Genomic DNA, 15,903 nt, shown 5'->3' with positions numbered 1-15,903 from the left:
GTAAAATGGTAAATTTATAAAAAGAGAAGACTGAGGCAGTTGTCGAAGTCTTGTATGCTAGTAGCAATTACGAGAAAGCAAAAGCTAGGTTTGGTAAGCTAGCTACTCAATATCCTGAAAACTATTTAGCAATTTATGATTTGCCACTGGATACTGATTTGAATACACTTTTTCACTCCCCATCAGTGTTTATTGGGAAAGAAGAGTTTGAATAAATGGTGAAATTAAAAAAATTACAAAAAGAATTTTTAAAACTTGGCTATACTCTTAGTGGCGAATATCCAAAAGAAGGTGGAGAAGGTACTGTATACAAAGCGGAGAAAGAACAAAATCTTTATGCTATTAAAATTATTAAAGATTTAAGAACGGATAGAATTAAAAGATATAAACAGGAAATTGAAAGTGTTCAAGAATTAGATCATCCTAATGTTATAAAACCTAGTTATGGAAAGTTATTGATTGATGGTGAAGAAGTTCAGTATAGCATCATGGCATTCTATGAAAAGGATTTAAAAAAGATTATTCCCCAATTATCAGATTACGAGCAGATTTTTAACATTATTATTGAACTTGGAGAAGCTTTAAAGTACATTCATAGCAAAGGTGTTATACACAGGGATTTAAAGCCAGAAAACGTATTGATTGCAGACGACGGACATTTAGTTTTAACGGATTTTGGTATTGCACATTTCAAGGATTCTAATCTAACTAAGAAAAATGATTTGTTAAATAACAGAATATATCTGGCTCCTGAACAATATATTAAAGGTAATGCTCAAAATGTGACACCAGCAGCAGACATTTATTCATTTGGTTTAATTATTAATGAGTGCTTTACTAAAAGAGTCGCTCACGGTGACAATCCTCGGTTAATAAGTGATGAGTATCCATTTTTATTTGAACTTGATAATATAGTCAAAAAGATGTTAAGGCAGGATGTTGACAAAAGAATAAGTATTAATTGTGCTTTAAGTTTATTGAAAGAAGCTAGAGAAACTCTGTCTGAAAACTTAGATTATCTTAGTTTGGATTTAGAGGATGGATTGCCAGAAGATTTATCTCCTGAGGAACTAAAGAATATTTTAAGTCAAGCTACTAAAGATATTTATTTTGCGACTAAATTTAATTTAGATGATAATATCGCTAAACAATATGAGTTGAATTATCATAAAAATATTGGATTTAGTGTCTCGCCTTACTTAAAAAATTTAGCTGCACGTTATAAAATTTTAGATATTTGTCGTGAAAAATTCATCTATGAAACCAAATATGAAAGTGGCCCATCTCTTTCATTTCTTGAAGAAAGAGAGCATCAAGGTCTTTATGATAGATTAGAGAGGGTTCTCGACACATATATGGTTTCAGGAAATAAGCTCTATGGACAAATAAAAAAATATTTTTCAGCATGTCTAGATTATCATGCTGAAAAAATTCTAAAACAAATTGAAGATGAACAATGGATGTTTGAAAAACTGTTTTATCACATAGAAAATGCACCTATACTTTGGTTAAGGACGTTTCTATTAGAACTAGGTATTGAACAGAGTGAATTAGAAGATAATATTGTGATAAATTGGGATAGAACATTGACATATTCAGATAATGAGACAGAGTTGTCTTTATTTAAAAAAGACACTGAATTTGAAAGAATTCAATATGAGAAGATTAAATCGATTTGTCAAGAGGTTATAAACCAATGGGCTATGTCATATGATTATCTTGATGATAAAACTATTAGATTTATATTTGCAGATGAACATCAATTTGAAAATTTCAAAGACTTTGCATCGAATATAACAAAATCAAATCATAATCTGTGGTTAGATTTCAATGATGATATTATTCAAAAATCTAAAGTCATTGATGATGAAATTATTCTGGACTTAAAAATCTTTTGGGAGATTGATTCAATTTTAGCAAAGATACTTGGTTTTAGAAAATAAATTAAAATGTTCAGTAGTTGTTTAAACGCTCAAAATAAACTAAAAATAATATAGAAAGGAACAAGGGCTCAAGTATTCACCAAAACTGAATATGGGCTACGGACTTGATCAATTCTTATGATTCAACTCATTGTCAATGCTTTTGTTGAGAAGGACAAGACAGGAGCAGTCGTCGAAATCTTATATGCTAGTAGCGATCACGAAAAAGTGAAAGCTAAGTATGAAGAGCTGACTGCTCAATATCCTGAAAACTATTTAGCTATCTATGATGTCCCGATGGATACGGATTTGAATACACTAAATCACTATCCATCAGTGTGGATTGGGAAAGAAGAATTTGAGTAGGAGAACTTAGTATATGGGGATATTTAATTTTGGGAAGCCTAAAGATGAAGTTCTGGAAAATAAAATTCAAAAATTAAACCAAGAAATAGAATTAAAGAAAAAGAGTCTAGATGAATTAAAACTACAAATACAAACTGCTAAGGAAATATTTACTTTAAACGAAGAATTAGCAAATAAACGGAGTGAGCTTGATCGTTTAAACTATGAAATTTCTTTAGCAAACGATGACTTAGGTTTACAAGAATTTGGCTTTTTTAATCGACAATATAAATTCACTGATTCACTTCAATATAAAGAAGCTTTAGAAAATCTTAGGCTTCAGGAAAAAGAACTTGTTAAAAATGATAATGCTGCAAAGATTATTTGGACTTACACTTTTAACAATAGTGAAAAAAAAGGTCGTGCGATTCAGAATAAATTAAAAAAGGTGGCAATTCGAGGTTTTAATGGGGAGGCAGATGCCTTGCTAGTAAAAGCAACGCCTGCCAATGTTGAAAACAAGAAGACCGCGCTTATACGATCATTTGATCAGTTGAATAAAATTTATGCTAGTAATGGTGTGGAGATCAGTCCAGAATATTTACAACTGAAATTGCTTGAATTTCAATTGGCTGTTGAGTATGAGCTTCAAAAGCAAGAAGAAAAAGAGTTGCTTCGTGAACAAAGGGAAAAGGAACGAGAAGATAAAAAACTTCAAGCCGAGATTAAAGTGAAAAGAAAGCAATTGGAAAAGGATAGAGATCACTTTAAAAATATGGTTGCTAAGGTAACAGAGTTACTAAAAGAAGCAAAAAATGATGAAGTAGATGAACTCAGACGCCAATTGACTGAATATCAGGATAAACTATCTGAATTAGATGAAATTGAAGAAGACATCGATTACCGAGAAGGCCATGCAACAGCAGGATATGTGTATGTGATATCTAACATAGGATCTTTTGGTGAAGATGTATATAAAATTGGAGTAACTCGCCGTTTAGAGCCGTTAGAACGAATCAGGGAGTTGAGCAGTGCATCTGTACCATTTCAATTTGATGTCCATGTTTTGATATTTAGTGAGGAAGCATTTGCACTGGAAACAGAATTACACAATCAACTTGCTAATTATAAAGTAAACAAGGTGAATGGACGAAAAGAGTATTTTAAGGTTCCCTTTGATAAAATTAAAAGTATTTTAGCATCCCATAAAGAATTAACGGTGGAGCTGAATGAAAATGCTGAAGCATTTGAATACAGGCAAACCAAAGCTATTGAAGATAAACAGTTATAACAAAATGATTTTTAGTTGTTAAACCGATGTTTCACGCCGTGGGGAAAGCGTGAGCGACGGAAATCTTGAGACTTCAGGCTCAAGATTTAGTCATGAGATTCCGAAGGAAGCTGCTGACATCCGCCCCACTTAAGTGAAACATCAAAAGAAAGGAAAATTAAACATGATTGATAGATATAGCCGCCCTGAGATGGCGAACATTTGGACTGAAGAAAATAAATACCGTGCTTGGCTTGAGGTGGAAATCTTGGCCGATGAAGCCTGGGCTGAATTGGGAGAAATTCCTAAGGAAGATGTGGCTTTGATTCGTGAAAAAGCGGACTTTGACATTGACCGTATTTTGGAAATCGAGCAGCAAACTCGCCACGATGTGGTGGCCTTCACGCGTGCGGTTTCTGAAACGCTTGGTGAAGAGCGTAAGTGGGTTCACTATGGGTTGACTTCTACTGACGTGGTAGATACGGCCTATGGTTACCTCTACAAACAAGCCAACGATATCATCCGCAAGGATCTTGAAAACTTCCTCAACATCATCGCTGACAAAGCGAAAGAACACAAGTTCACTATCATGATGGGTCGTACCCACGGTGTGCACGCTGAGCCGACAACTTTTGGTCTTAAATTGGCTACTTGGTACAGCGAAATGAAACGAAACATTGAGCGTTTCGAGCATGCGGCTGCTGGTGTGGAAGCTGGTAAGATTTCTGGTGCGGTTGGTAACTTTGCCAACATCCCACCATTTGTTGAAAAATACGTCTGCGACAAATTGGGTATCCGTGCTCAAGAAATCTCTACACAGGTCCTTCCTCGTGACCTTCACGCTGAGTACTTTGCAGTTCTTGCTAGCATCGCAACTTCTATCGAGCGGATGGCGACTGAAATCCGTGGTCTTCAAAAATCTGAACAACGTGAAGTGGAAGAGTTCTTTGCCAAAGGTCAAAAAGGATCTTCAGCAATGCCACACAAACGCAACCCAATCGGTTCTGAAAACATGACAGGTCTTGCGCGTGTGATCCGTGGTCACATGGTCACAGCTTATGAAAACGTAGCCCTTTGGCACGAACGTGATATCTCTCATTCATCAGCTGAGCGTATCATTGCACCAGACACAACCATCTTGATTGACTACATGCTCAACCGTTTCGGAAATATCGTTAAGAACTTGACGGTCTTCCCAGAAAACATGATCCGCAACATGAACTCTACATTTGGTTTGATCTTCAGCCAACGTGCGATGTTGACTTTGATTGAAAAAGGCATGACACGTGAGCAAGCTTACGACCTTGTTCAACCGAAGACTGCTCAATCATGGGATAACCAAGTAGACTTCAAACCACTTCTTGAAGCAGATCCAGAAGTGACTTCTCGTCTCACTCAAGAAGAAATCGACGAAATCTTCAACCCAAGCTACTACACCAAACGGGTGGATGAAATTTTTGAACGCATCGGTTTGGGTGACTAATCGCAACGAAAAAGGGAATTTGAAAAATAGACGAAAGAGGCTGGGACAAAAGTCCTAGCCTCTCAATTATTTTTGGATTGTCGAGCAAGACGCAGTGGTTGAGTGGGCTCTACTACGCTGATTTCATCAGCTTTTACAGCCCTACTCAACTGTGCGGGGGTGGGGAAGACGAACTCTTTTTAACTAGTCGGAGTTCTTTCCCACTCCCTTTTTAAACTTTTTATAGCTAAACTATCACTAATTATATATATTTTTAAAGAGGTCTTTAGAAATCGTTTTCAATATGCTATACTGGAGCTATAAAAAAGACCGAGATGTCTCAGTCTTTTTGGTTCTTAGTGATCGCGGTCACAGGAGATAAATTTAATCTTGTAGTAGTCACCGCGTTTATAGGTTTCCGTGTATTCAAGGATTTGGCCAGTCGCTTCTAGCTTGGTCGTCTTCACTTGTTTGACCGTTGGGAAATTTTCGTCGATCTTCAATACTTTAGCAACCTTGCTTGGTGTAGGAAAGACGATTTCGTTGACTTCTTCGAAGTGCTCGTCATTCATATGAATGTGGTAGTCTTCTTTGAAGCGATCATAGATAGAGCTGTAGTATTCCAAATTTGGATAGTTTGGATTGATGTATTGTTCAGGAACATAGGTTTGGTGGAAGATATAGGTATCATCCCCTGTCTGGCGAGTCCGTTCGATCTTATAGTAGAATTGCGTTGGGTTGAGGCCTAGTTTGTCTAGGATGCTTAAGGTATTTCCACGTTTAATAGAGAGAACTTTGACTTTGGCCTTTTGGATTGGGAAGGTCTCAACATCTGAAAATTCAACCAGTTTGTGTTTTCGAGCACGAGAAACAAAGGTTCCTTTTCCTTGCTGACGGACAATGTAGCCATCAGCAGCGAGGTCGTTCAAAGCACGGACAACGGTGATAGAGCTGACATCATAAATTTTAATGAGTTCAGCTTCAGTATAAAATTTATCTCCATTTTCAAATTTTCCGGAGATAATTTGCTGCTTCAATTCATCTTTGATGTGTTGGTACTTTGGAATTGCCATAGTGCTACCTCTCTTTAGATTTCTCTTATTTAACCCTATTTTAACATATTTTTTATAAAAGTGTTGACATTTTTTAAATAATTTATTATATTAATAAATGAAAAGGGTTACATATAAGAAAGGGGGGCGTTTATGGGAGTTTTTGAGATTCGCGATGCTTTCTATTTAAAAGATCAACCCTTCAAGATTTTATCCGGAGCGATCCATTATTTCCGAATTGACCCAGCAGACTGGTATCATTCCTTGTATAATCTAAAGGCTTTGGGTTTTAACACGGTTGAGACCTATGTCCCTTGGAATGCGCATGAACCTCGCAAAGGGGAGTTTGACTTTAGTGGTCGATTGGATCTAGAGCGTTTCATTCAAACAGCCCAGTCCCTAGGACTTTACATGATTGTAAGGCCGTCGCCCTTTATCTGTGCAGAGTGGGAATTTGGTGGATTACCAGCCTGGCTCTTAGAAGAAGACCTGCGAATCCGCTCATCTGACCCATCCTTTATCGAAGCGGTGGATCGTTATTATGATCGCTTGCTTGGCTTGTTGACACCCTACCAAGTGGATCAGGGTGGTCCAATCCTCATGATGCAGGTGGAAAATGAGTACGGCTCTTATGGAGAGGATAAGGATTATCTTCGTGCCATTCGGGATTTGATGAAGGAAAAAGGCGTGACCTGTCCCCTCTTTACATCAGATGGTCCATGGCGAGCAACGCTAAGAACAGGAACCTTGATCGAAGAAGACCTCTTCGTGACGGGAAACTTCGGTTCCAAAGCAGCCTATAACTTTGGTCAGATGCAGGAATTCTTTGACGAATACGGTAAGAAATGGCCCTTGATGTGTATGGAATTCTGGGATGGCTGGTTTACCCGCTGGAAGGAACCTGTGATTCAAAGGGACCCAGAGGAATTGGCAGAAGCTGTACATGAGGTATTGGAGCTTGGCTCCATCAATCTCTATATGTTTCATGGCGGGACCAATTTCGGCTTCATGAATGGTTGCTCAGCTCGGGGAACGCTAGACTTGCCACAAGTGACGTCCTATGACTATGGGGCTTTGCTCAATGAGCAGGGTAATCCGACGGAGAAGTATTATGCTATTGAAAAAATGATGGCGACTTATTATCCGGAATACCCACAGAAGGAACCGCTCATCAAAGAGTGTTTGCCAGAACAAACCTTGCAATTGGCAGCCAAGACTAGTCTTTTTGGGAATTTGGACAATTTGGCTCAGGTCGAAACCAGTCTTTATCCAAAACGGATGGAAGAGCTGGGCCAATATACTGGCTATCTTTTGTATGAGACAGATGTTGAAATGGATGCGCCGGAGGAAAGACTTCGGATCATCGATGGTCGAGATCGGGCGCAGGTGTACGTGAATGATCGTCATCTAGCAACGCAATACCAAACAGAGATCGGTGAAGATCTTTTTATCAAAGGAAAAAAGAAAGCGGTTACGAATTTAAAAATCTTGCTTGAGAATATGGGACGTGTCAACTACGGGCACAAGCTCTTAGCTGATAGCCAGCACAAGGGCATTCGCACAGGTGTCTGTGTGGATTTGCATTTCCACCTTCATTGGAAGCAGTACCCGCTGGATTTACAAGATCTCAGCCAGCTCGATTTTTCAAAGGAATGGCAGGCAGGTGCTCCAGCATTTTACCGATATGATTTTCAGCTGGACCACACCCTTGACACCTATCTAGATATGACAGGATTTGGGAAAGGGGTCGTCTTTGTCAACGGCCACAACCTTGGTCGCTTCTGGGAGGTCGGACCAACCACTTCACTTTACGTGCCTCATGGCTTCCTTAAAGAAGGAGTCAATAGCCTGATCGTCTTTGAGACAGAAGGGCGTTACCAAGAGACACTTCAACTTGTTCAACAACCTACATTCAAAGAAGTAAAGGGGGAAAACTTATGACTATTGTAGGATGCCGTATCGATGGACGTTTGATCCACGGGCAGGTAGCCAATCTTTGGACTACCAAACTAAATGTTTCACGTATCATGGTGATCGATGATGAAGTCGCTCAAAATGATATCGAAAAAAGTGGCTTGAAACTAGCGACACCACCTGGTGTTAAGCTTAGTATCTTGCCAGTCGCAAAGGCTGCGGAAAATATCTTGGCTGGAAAATATGATAGCCAACGACTCTTTATCGTAGCTCGCAAACCAGATCGTTTCCTTCGTTTGATCGAAGCAGGCGTTCAGCTTGAAACACTAAATGTCGGCAATATGTCTCAATCCGATGAGACGCGTGCGATTACCCGCTCGATCAATGTGGTGGACGCGGACGTGGAAGACTTTAACAAGATCCACGAAAAAGGTGTGAAGATTACGTCTCAGATGGTGCCAAACGACACTGCAGAAGACTTTATGAAGTTATTAAAGTAAAAGAAAATTTTTAGGAGGAAATTGTCATGATACAATGGTGGCAAATTTTACTACTTACTTTGTACTCAGCTTATCAAATCTGTGATGAGTTGACGATTGTTTCATCAGCAGGATCACCAGTCTTTGCTGGTTTCATTACAGGACTTGTCATGGGGGATTTAAAGACAGGTCTATTTATCGGAGCTTCTCTTCAATTGACAGTGCTCGGTGTAGGTACTTTCGGTGGAGCTTCTCGTATTGACGCAACATCTGGTGCCGTTCTTGCGACTGCCTTCTCAGTAGCAAAAGGGATTGATCCAGAGATTGCTATTGCTACAATCGCTGTGCCGGTAGCAACTTTGTTGACCTACTTTGATATTCTTGGTCGTATGACTACAACTTACTTCGCTCACCGTGTAGATGCTGCGATCGAACGTTACGACTATAAAGGAATTGAACGCAACTACCTTCTTGGTGCTGTTCCTTGGGCTCTTTCTCGTGCCCTTCCAGTCTTCTTGGCTCTTGCATTTGGTGGTTCTTTCGTAGAAACTGTTGTTACAGGTCTTGCTAATGTACAATGGTTGGCAAACGGTCTGAAACTTGCAGGTCAAATGCTTCCAGGTCTTGGATTTGCGATCTTGCTTCGTTACCTTCCTGTTCGTCGTAACCTTCACTATCTTGCACTTGGTTTTGGCTTAACAGCAATGTTGACAGTGCTTTATAGCAATGTTCAAAGCCTTGGTGCTGCAGTGTCTAGCATTGTTGGTTCTGATGTGTTCGCTAAACTTCCAAAAGAACAAGCTATTACTTTTGTTAACAACTTCAAGAGTGTATCTATGATTGGTATTGCCATTATCGGTATCTTCCTTGCAGTGCAACACTTCAAAAACAGCCAACGTACAGTCGTAGCTGCTCCAGCAAGCAATGTAGAAAGCGGGGAAATTGAAGATGACGAATTCTAATTACAAACTAACAAAAGAAGATTTTAAACAAATCAACAAACGTAGCCTCTTCACCTTCCAATTGGGTTGGAACTACGAACGGATGCAGGCTTCTGGTTACCTTTATATGCTTTTACCTCAGTTGCGTAAAATGTATGGTGATGGCACTCCAGAATTGAAAGAAATGATGAAATTGCATACGCAATTCTTCAATACTTCACCATTCTTCCACACCATTATCACTGGTTTTGACCTTGCTTTGGAAGAAAAAGATGGTGTCAAATCAAAAGATGCGGTGAACGGGATCAAGACAGGTCTCATGGGACCATTCGCTCCTCTTGGGGACTCCATCTTTGGATCATTGGTACCAGCTATTATGGGTTCAATCGCAGCAACTTTGGCTGTTGCAGGAAACCCAGCCGGTATCTTCTTGTGGATCGCTGTAGCAGTTGCTTATGACATTTTCCGTTGGAAACAGTTGGAATTTGCCTATAAAGAAGGGGTTAACCTCATCAACAACATGCAAAGTACCTTGACAGCTTTGATCGACGCAGCTGCCGTTCTGGGTATCTTCATGGTTGGTGCCTTGATTGCCAGCATGATTGGTGTTGAAGTTTCTTGGACTCCACACATTGGGGACAAAGCGATTGAAATTCAAGATATGCTCAACCTTATCTTCCCACGTTTGGTACCAGCTATCATCACAGGTGTAATCTTCTGGTTGCTTGGACGTAAGGGTATGAACTCTACAAAAGCTATCTTGCTCATCATCCTTGCAGCAATCGCATTCTCAGCATTTGGCCACTTCTTCTTTGGAATGGCATAATGGAGTAAGGTATGGCAAAAGAGTTAGTATTGGTCAGCCATGGTCGCTTCTGTGAAGAGCTTAAAGCTAGCACAGAGATGATTATGGGACCACAAGAATCCATCCATACGGTTGCACTCTTACCAGAAGAAGGACCAGAAGACTTTACTGCTAAATTTGAAGCAACAGTCCAAGGTCTAGAAGACTATATTGTATTTGCAGATCTCTTGGGAGGAACTCCTTGCAACACCGTGAGCCGCTTGATCCTTGAAGGGCGTGCGATTGACTTATACGCAGGGATGAATCTTCCGATGGTCATCGAATTCATCAATAGCAGCCTGACTGGTAATGAAGGGGACTACCCTGAACGTGCAAAAGAAAGTATTGTCAAGGTCAATGACCTCTTGTCAAACCTTGATGATGATGAAGATGAGTAGGTTGGTATGGGAGTCTGGGAGCATCATCTCAGGCTCCTTTCCCATTTATCAACGTTAGATTGTAGAAAGGAACAACAGGTTCTATGTTAGACTATACAAAAAAAGACTTGCAGGAGCTAGGAGCAGAGATCACAACACGTGAGATCTACCAACAACCAAGTGTTTGGAAAAAAACGGCTCGCTTGTACCAAGAAAGAAAAGCGGAAATAAAAGCTTTCTTAGAAAAAATTGGGCAAGAGCATGCCTATATCAAGGTCATCTTGACAGGAGCAGGAACCTCAGCCTATGTGGGGGATACCTTGGTTCCATATTTGCAGGAAGTGCACGATGAACGCCACTGGAATTTTCAATCCATTGCGACGACGGATATCGTAGCTCATCCTCAAACCTATTTGAAAAAAGAGGTTCCGACGGTTTTAGTATCTTTTGCCCGGAGTGGCAATTCGCCAGAAAGTGTCGCAACCGTGCAGTTGGCCCAAGATCTGGTTGATGAGCTCTATCAGATCACCATTACCTGTGCCGAAGAAGGAAAACTGGCCCAGCAAGCCCATGGGGATGAGCGCAATCTCTTGCTTCTCCAACCCAAAGAAACCAATGATGCCGGCTTTGCCATGACCTCTAGCTTTACCTCCATGCTCTTGACAGCTCTCTTGGTCTTTGATCCAAGCGAGGAAGAGATCAAGGAAAAACGAGTAGCAGAGCTGGTTGATCTGTCTGAGCAAATCTTGGAGCAGGATCGTGAGGTCAAGGAAGTGGTCGATCTGGACTTTGAGCGCGTGATCTATCTGGGGGCAGGCCCTTTCTTTGGCCTAGCCCATGAAGCCCAGCTCAAGATTTTGGAATTAACAGCAGGCAAAATCGCAACCATGTATGAGAGTCCTGTCGGTTTCCGTCACGGTCCGAAATCCCTCATCAATGACCAAACTCTCGTCTTAGTCTTTGGATCCATTGATCCATACACCCGCCAGTATGATCTGGACTTGGTTCGAGAAGTTGCAGGGGATCAAATTGCCCGTCAAGTTGTCCTTTGGACCGATCAAGCTGCAGGGATTGAGCATGTACGGGAAGTGTTGGTGGAAGCATCAGCAGACTCCCTAGATATCTACCGTGCCTTCCCATACATTATCTATGGTCAATTGATTTCTCTTTTGACTTCACTCAAGGTGCAAAATCGCCCAGATACACCTTCACCAACTGGTACCGTCAATCGGGTTGTTCAAGGGGTGATCATTCATCCATTTCATAAAGAATAGCCACTAATTTTCTATAAAAAGTGGAGTGTTTCTTCTTGTGAAACTGATACAATGGAGAAAAACAGTGAGAGGAGAAGGTTTGTGAAACAGTATCAAGAAAGCGTGTTTGGGGAATGGCAGAATCAAGAGGTTCGGGCTTATCGCCTCGAAAATGATAAGGGCTACCAATTATCTGTCATGACCTATGGGGCGACGATTTTAGAATATGTGACACCTGATAAAGAAGATCAGTTTACGAATATTATTCTAGGCTTTGATCGCTTTGAGGACTATGTGGGCAATAGCCCTAAATATGGGGCTAGTATTGGCCCGGTAGCAGGCCGGATTGCAGGGGCAAGTTTTGAACTCAATGGTCAAACCTATCACTTGGAAGCCAATAACGGTGCTAACTGCAACCACAGTGGACCGACGGGCTGGGACAGTGCCTTGTTTAGCGTTGAGTCGGTAACGGATCAGGAAATCACTCTGTATACAGAGCGTGCAGATGGTACCGGCGGTTTCCCTGGAAATCTCAAGATCTGGGTGACCTATGGCTTGACGGAAGCAGGGGAGTTGGAAATCAGCTATCGAGTAGAAACGGACCAAGATACTCTAGTTAATCCGACCAATCACAGCTATTTCAACCTATCAGGCAACTTCACTCAGCCGATTAATGACCATGTCTTTCAGATCAACCATCAAGGGCTTTACCCTATCCATCCCGACGGTGTCCCTCTTCACACTGTGGATAAAGAGAGTCCGATCGTTCAGCATCTCTACCAAGCTATGCTCTTAGAGGATCTCTTTAAGGATTCGGATCCGCAAATCCGCCTGGTAGAAGGCTTGGACCATCCTTTCGCTCTGCCAGAAGGGCATGAGAATGCAGGCTTTTTCTACCATCAGCCATCTGGACGTTTCTTGACCTTCAAGTCAGAAGCTCCCGCCTTGGTGGTGTATTCAGCTAACTTTGTGGATGATACTGTTTATCTGGAAGGGCAACCAATGGTTCAACACAATGGCCTGGCCTTGGAATTCCAAATCGTACCAGACGCCATTCATAGCGACCAAGCTGAGAAGGTCATCTTGAGAGCAGGTCAAGCCTTCACCAGCAAGACCAGCTACCATGCCATCGCTAAGAAATAGATAAGAAAGAGAGGGTGACAAACAAGGATGTGAAAACCTTGCTTGAAACCTCTCTTTTTTAGAAAAAAATTTTTTAAAAAGACTATAAGGAAACTTTAAGCTTCCCGTCGTATACTAATACCATCATCAAAGACCTCCTAACTTTGAATGATAAAACTCCTAAAACTTTTTCATAATAATCTCCCTATAAGAGCCACCAAAACCGGTGGCTTTTTTCTACGTACCTTAGCGAACGTTAGTGAGCTTAGGTACGTTGACGCAGTTCGAACGCAAGTGAGAACTACGATCTTTAAAAAATTAATGAGGTGAACTCAGAGAGTTCAACCGAACTTAGAGATATTGATGCAGTTTGAGCGGAGCGAAAATTACGTTCCTTCCTAACCGAACCAAAGGTACCGAAGTATTTTAATAGAGCGTAAGCTCTTTATTTTTTTGCACAGAAAAAAGCTCCTTGAGAAAATCTCAAGGAGCAGTGGAATGACTACTTGCTCGTTGCATCAGACACTTTTTTGAATTTTGCTGAAATAATCGTATTTAGATTATTCCGTCCATCGCGTTGCTCAATCGTCAACGTTAAAATATCTCCATCAATAGAGTATTTATACGTAGTTTCTTTAGCGACAGGTCCAATGGACATGGTTGCAAGTTGCACAATATTGATAGCTTCTGGGAAGATAATCGTTTGGTTTGCTGTATCTAATTTACCGTTCTTCAATGCAGAATGAATTTTAGCATTACCTCTATCAAATTCATAAGTTGTATTGGGCAAGTCTTTAGCGCCATCCTGTAGATTGACTGATAATTTGGTAAATTGATTTTTAATATATTCGTCTTTCGTTTGAGTCACTTTAGATGCATCTTTTTGTTTTAAGTAATCGTAGAATCTTCCAAAACCATCTGCTAGAGATACAGTATAGTCGAATTCAACAGATGTACCTGTAATGTTCAACGTTGGTTTTAAATCTTTCCATGCCTCAGGATAGATCAGCTTGATAGCCGAATCATCATTGTCAAAATCTTTAAAGGCTAAGCTACGTTCAAGAGCTGGTCGGAAGTCGATGGCTTGCCATTTTCCTTCAATTGGAACGGGGTCTTTTTGAGTAGTGCTTCCTTTACGTTTGAAGTGTAGTTCATAGTGAACGGGAAGATTATCTTTCTTCGCTTTTCCGTCAATCGTGACATAAAGCATATCATCTTTTAGTTCGTAGTGATATGTGTTTGGCGAAACGCGATTTTCACCGAATGAGAAGAAGAATGAGTTTGCTACTGAAAGTCCTTCATCAAAGGTCATTGTTTTGGCACCTTGATCAATAGAACCCGTTGCTTCGTAGCTAAACACGCCAGTATCTTTATTCATGCTGACTTTGTATTTCTTAAAGTCGCCTGCAAATCCTTCATGAGAGTCATACATGATTTTTTTGAATTCTTCTTCAGTCTTGCCTCTAGCTTCTGTTGTGACAGTGTAGAAAGCTTTAATAAAGTTATCAATGTTATAGTCGTATTTAATCGTTGCCGTATTGTTTTCAATCTTCATGTCCATTTTGAAGTCTTTAACAGATTCAAGCAAGTGTGCAAAGTGGATTCCATGGAGGGTATAGGCACCGATGGATTCCGTTAAAGCATCGAGAGTATCGACTAATTCCCATTCGCCATCAATCGTTTCGACTTTTGCTGTTTCTGTTTTAGCAGCATTTTTAGAGCCACTTTGTTTTTGAGAACAAGAAGCTAGTAGGAAGACTGAGAGCAGAGCAACGAATGCTAAAAATAATTTTTTATAACGTCTAATCATCGCTAGACCTCCTTAAAATAGATGATTGTATTACGCTTATATTATACGTGCAACACAATTGTTTTGCAAGGGCTTTCAAACGAATCACAATTTTGTTTTGTAACTTGACCGATTATTCAACATAAGAAACGGAAAAATTTTATGTAGCAGAGTACCCAATAGATGAGATTCTCAAGGTTTCCTAAATTATTTTTTGCACACAAAAGAGGCTGGGACAAAAGTCCTAGCCTCTCAATTATTTTTGGATTGTCGAGCAAGACGCAGTGGTTGAGTGGGCTCTACCACGCTGATTTCATCAGCTTTTACAGCCCTACTCAACTGTGCGGAGGTGGGACGACGAAATCGAATTCTAACGAATTACCGATTTCTGTCCCACTCTCAGTGAGTTATTTAATTAGTTTTAGGATCTGAAACTTTCTTGAATTTCATTGGATAAACAAGATGAGCACCAGTTTCATCGTACGTTTTCTCAGCATAAATTGTAAGGATGTCACCATTCAATTCGTAGTGATAAGTAATTGGTACGTCTGTAGAATTAATATAAAGAGGTAGAACTCCAAAGATGTTTGGCACTTCAGGGAATACGATCGTTTTTGCATTCTCGTTTAAAACCCCATCATTTAACGTTGCAGTTAACACTTTTGTATCGTTATCAAACGTTCCAGTTTGATGTTTAAAACTTCCAAATTTCTTTTCTCTTACGCCTAGAAGGATGGCAGTAGCTTCTTCTTTTGTAGGATATTTATCTTTATTCTGTTCAGCATAAAAATCAATATACTTATTCATATCTGCACTATAAGAATAAGTTATATCTGTTCCTGTAATTTTTAGAGTCGGAACGATATCTTGGAAGGCTTCAGTAACCTTTAATCGACTATTAGCATCATCATAATAAATTAAGAAAGTACGTTCTACTGTATCTCTAAAATCTACAGCTTTCCAGTCTCCTTCTAGTGAGACTGGGGTAGGTGCAACTGTTGTAGTCTCAGCGGTTGTTTGCTGTTTCTGTTGCTGTTGTTTCTGTTGCCCACATCCTGATACAAATAGAAGAGCAAGAAGGGAAAACATCCATAGGGAACTTTTTTTCATATTGTTCATGATTGATCACTCCT

Annotated in this window: 13 protein-coding genes and 3 pseudogenes; 13 read left to right on the top strand and 3 right to left on the bottom strand. The window is 40.2% G+C overall.

Annotated features, from left to right (window positions below; genetic code table 11):
* Positions 1-20: 20 nt before the first annotated feature.
* The 5 genes and pseudogenes from ABVF55_RS01040 to purB form a co-directional block, all read left to right on the top strand.
* A pseudogene (locus tag ABVF55_RS01040) lies at positions 21-215 on the top strand (phosphoribosylaminoimidazole carboxylase); the annotation flags it as partial.
* On the top strand, positions 216-1,943 hold the full coding sequence (locus ABVF55_RS01035; protein ID WP_445285397.1) for a serine/threonine-protein kinase: 1,728 nt from the start codon (positions 216-218) through the stop codon (positions 1,941-1,943). It abuts the pseudogene before it with no gap.
* Between the two features lie 117 nt (positions 1,944-2,060).
* Positions 2,061-2,288, top strand: a complete 228-nt coding sequence (locus ABVF55_RS01030; protein ID WP_445285396.1) for a phosphoribosylaminoimidazole carboxylase — start codon at positions 2,061-2,063, stop codon at positions 2,286-2,288.
* A gap of 13 nt (positions 2,289-2,301) precedes the next feature.
* A complete protein-coding gene (locus tag ABVF55_RS01025) occupies positions 2,302-3,558 on the top strand; it encodes a DUF4041 domain-containing protein (RefSeq protein ID WP_445285395.1) in 1,257 nt (418 codons plus the stop codon).
* A gap of 163 nt (positions 3,559-3,721) precedes the next feature.
* Positions 3,722-5,020, top strand: a complete 1,299-nt coding sequence (purB, locus tag ABVF55_RS01020; protein WP_070666628.1) for an adenylosuccinate lyase — start codon at positions 3,722-3,724, stop codon at positions 5,018-5,020.
* 335 nt (positions 5,021-5,355) lie between these two features.
* Here purB and ABVF55_RS01015 read toward each other — a convergent pair whose 3' ends face one another.
* The gene (locus ABVF55_RS01015; protein ID WP_049472675.1) at positions 5,356-6,072 is read right to left on the bottom strand and encodes a GntR family transcriptional regulator; all 717 of its coding nucleotides are present in this window, start codon (positions 6,070-6,072) and stop codon (positions 5,356-5,358) included.
* Between the two features lie 132 nt (positions 6,073-6,204).
* Here ABVF55_RS01015 and ABVF55_RS01010 point away from each other — a divergent pair, with 132 nt between their 5' ends.
* From ABVF55_RS01010 to ABVF55_RS00975, 8 genes and pseudogenes are all read left to right on the top strand, one after another.
* Entirely contained in the window at positions 6,205-7,992 is a 1,788-nt protein-coding gene (locus ABVF55_RS01010) for a glycoside hydrolase family 35 protein (RefSeq protein WP_445285394.1), read from the top strand.
* Entirely contained in the window at positions 7,989-8,465 is a 477-nt protein-coding gene (locus tag ABVF55_RS01005) for a PTS system mannose/fructose/N-acetylgalactosamine-transporter subunit IIB (RefSeq protein WP_003009322.1), read from the top strand. The genes ABVF55_RS01010 and ABVF55_RS01005 overlap by 4 nt, the downstream gene beginning before the upstream one ends.
* Before the next feature lie 26 nt (positions 8,466-8,491).
* Positions 8,492-9,406, top strand: a complete 915-nt coding sequence (locus ABVF55_RS01000; protein WP_023920053.1) for a PTS mannose/fructose/sorbose/N-acetylgalactosamine transporter subunit IIC — start codon at positions 8,492-8,494, stop codon at positions 9,404-9,406.
* Positions 9,393-10,211 carry a PTS system mannose/fructose/sorbose family transporter subunit IID gene (locus ABVF55_RS00995; protein WP_445285393.1) on the top strand — a complete coding sequence of 273 codons (819 nt, stop codon included), beginning with the start codon at positions 9,393-9,395 and terminating at the stop codon, positions 10,209-10,211. Before ABVF55_RS01000 ends, ABVF55_RS00995 begins: the two co-directional genes overlap by 14 nt.
* An 11-nt stretch (positions 10,212-10,222) precedes the next feature.
* Positions 10,223-10,627, top strand: coding sequence for a PTS sugar transporter subunit IIA (locus ABVF55_RS00990; RefSeq protein ID WP_003002366.1), 405 nt, complete (start codon positions 10,223-10,225; stop codon positions 10,625-10,627).
* Between the two features lie 83 nt (positions 10,628-10,710).
* A pseudogene (locus tag ABVF55_RS00985) lies at positions 10,711-11,302 on the top strand (SIS domain-containing protein); the annotation flags it as partial.
* A 65-nt stretch (positions 11,303-11,367) separates the two neighbouring features.
* Positions 11,368-11,880, top strand: a pseudogene (locus ABVF55_RS00980) (SIS domain-containing protein); the annotation flags it as partial.
* Positions 11,881-11,961: 81 nt separating this feature from the next.
* The gene (locus tag ABVF55_RS00975) at positions 11,962-13,002 is read left to right on the top strand and encodes an aldose epimerase family protein (protein ID WP_445285392.1); all 1,041 of its coding nucleotides are present in this window, start codon (positions 11,962-11,964) and stop codon (positions 13,000-13,002) included.
* 481 nt (positions 13,003-13,483) lie between these two features.
* On the opposite strand, the gene ABVF55_RS00970 is transcribed toward ABVF55_RS00975, so the two are convergent.
* Together ABVF55_RS00970 and ABVF55_RS00965 are read right to left on the bottom strand one after the other, a co-directional pair.
* On the bottom strand, positions 13,484-14,791 hold the full coding sequence (locus ABVF55_RS00970) for a hypothetical protein (RefSeq protein ID WP_445285391.1): 1,308 nt from the start codon (positions 14,789-14,791) through the stop codon (positions 13,484-13,486).
* 390 nt (positions 14,792-15,181) lie between these two features.
* Positions 15,182-15,889 carry a hypothetical protein gene (locus tag ABVF55_RS00965; protein WP_445285390.1) on the bottom strand — a complete coding sequence of 236 codons (708 nt, stop codon included), beginning with the start codon at positions 15,887-15,889 and terminating at the stop codon, positions 15,182-15,184.
* Positions 15,890-15,903 lie beyond the last annotated feature (14 nt).

This window comes from Streptococcus sp. KHUD_012 (genome assembly GCF_052588255.1).
This window is presented reverse-complemented; position numbering and strand designations above follow the sequence as displayed.

What these genes read in the sequence shown, in the direction of transcription:
- ABVF55_RS01035 (WP_445285397.1), top strand. Translation starts at nt 216, where the DNA reads ATGGTGAAATTAAAAAAATTACAAAAAGAATTTTTAAAACTTGGCTAT.
- ABVF55_RS01030 (WP_445285396.1), top strand. Translation starts at nt 2,061, where the DNA reads ATGATTCAACTCATTGTCAATGCTTTTGTTGAGAAGGACAAGACAGGA.
- ABVF55_RS01025 (WP_445285395.1), top strand. Translation starts at nt 2,302, where the DNA reads ATGGGGATATTTAATTTTGGGAAGCCTAAAGATGAAGTTCTGGAAAAT.
- purB (WP_070666628.1), top strand. Translation starts at nt 3,722, where the DNA reads ATGATTGATAGATATAGCCGCCCTGAGATGGCGAACATTTGGACTGAA.
- ABVF55_RS01015 (WP_049472675.1), bottom strand. Translation starts at nt 6,072, where the DNA reads ATGGCAATTCCAAAGTACCAACACATCAAAGATGAATTGAAGCAGCAA.
- ABVF55_RS01010 (WP_445285394.1), top strand. Translation starts at nt 6,205, where the DNA reads ATGGGAGTTTTTGAGATTCGCGATGCTTTCTATTTAAAAGATCAACCC.
- ABVF55_RS01005 (WP_003009322.1), top strand. Translation starts at nt 7,989, where the DNA reads ATGACTATTGTAGGATGCCGTATCGATGGACGTTTGATCCACGGGCAG.
- ABVF55_RS01000 (WP_023920053.1), top strand. Translation starts at nt 8,492, where the DNA reads ATGATACAATGGTGGCAAATTTTACTACTTACTTTGTACTCAGCTTAT.
- ABVF55_RS00995 (WP_445285393.1), top strand. Translation starts at nt 9,393, where the DNA reads ATGACGAATTCTAATTACAAACTAACAAAAGAAGATTTTAAACAAATC.
- ABVF55_RS00990 (WP_003002366.1), top strand. Translation starts at nt 10,223, where the DNA reads ATGGCAAAAGAGTTAGTATTGGTCAGCCATGGTCGCTTCTGTGAAGAG.
- ABVF55_RS00970 (WP_445285391.1), bottom strand. Translation starts at nt 14,791, where the DNA reads ATGATTAGACGTTATAAAAAATTATTTTTAGCATTCGTTGCTCTGCTC.
- ABVF55_RS00965 (WP_445285390.1), bottom strand. Translation starts at nt 15,889, where the DNA reads ATGAACAATATGAAAAAAAGTTCCCTATGGATGTTTTCCCTTCTTGCT.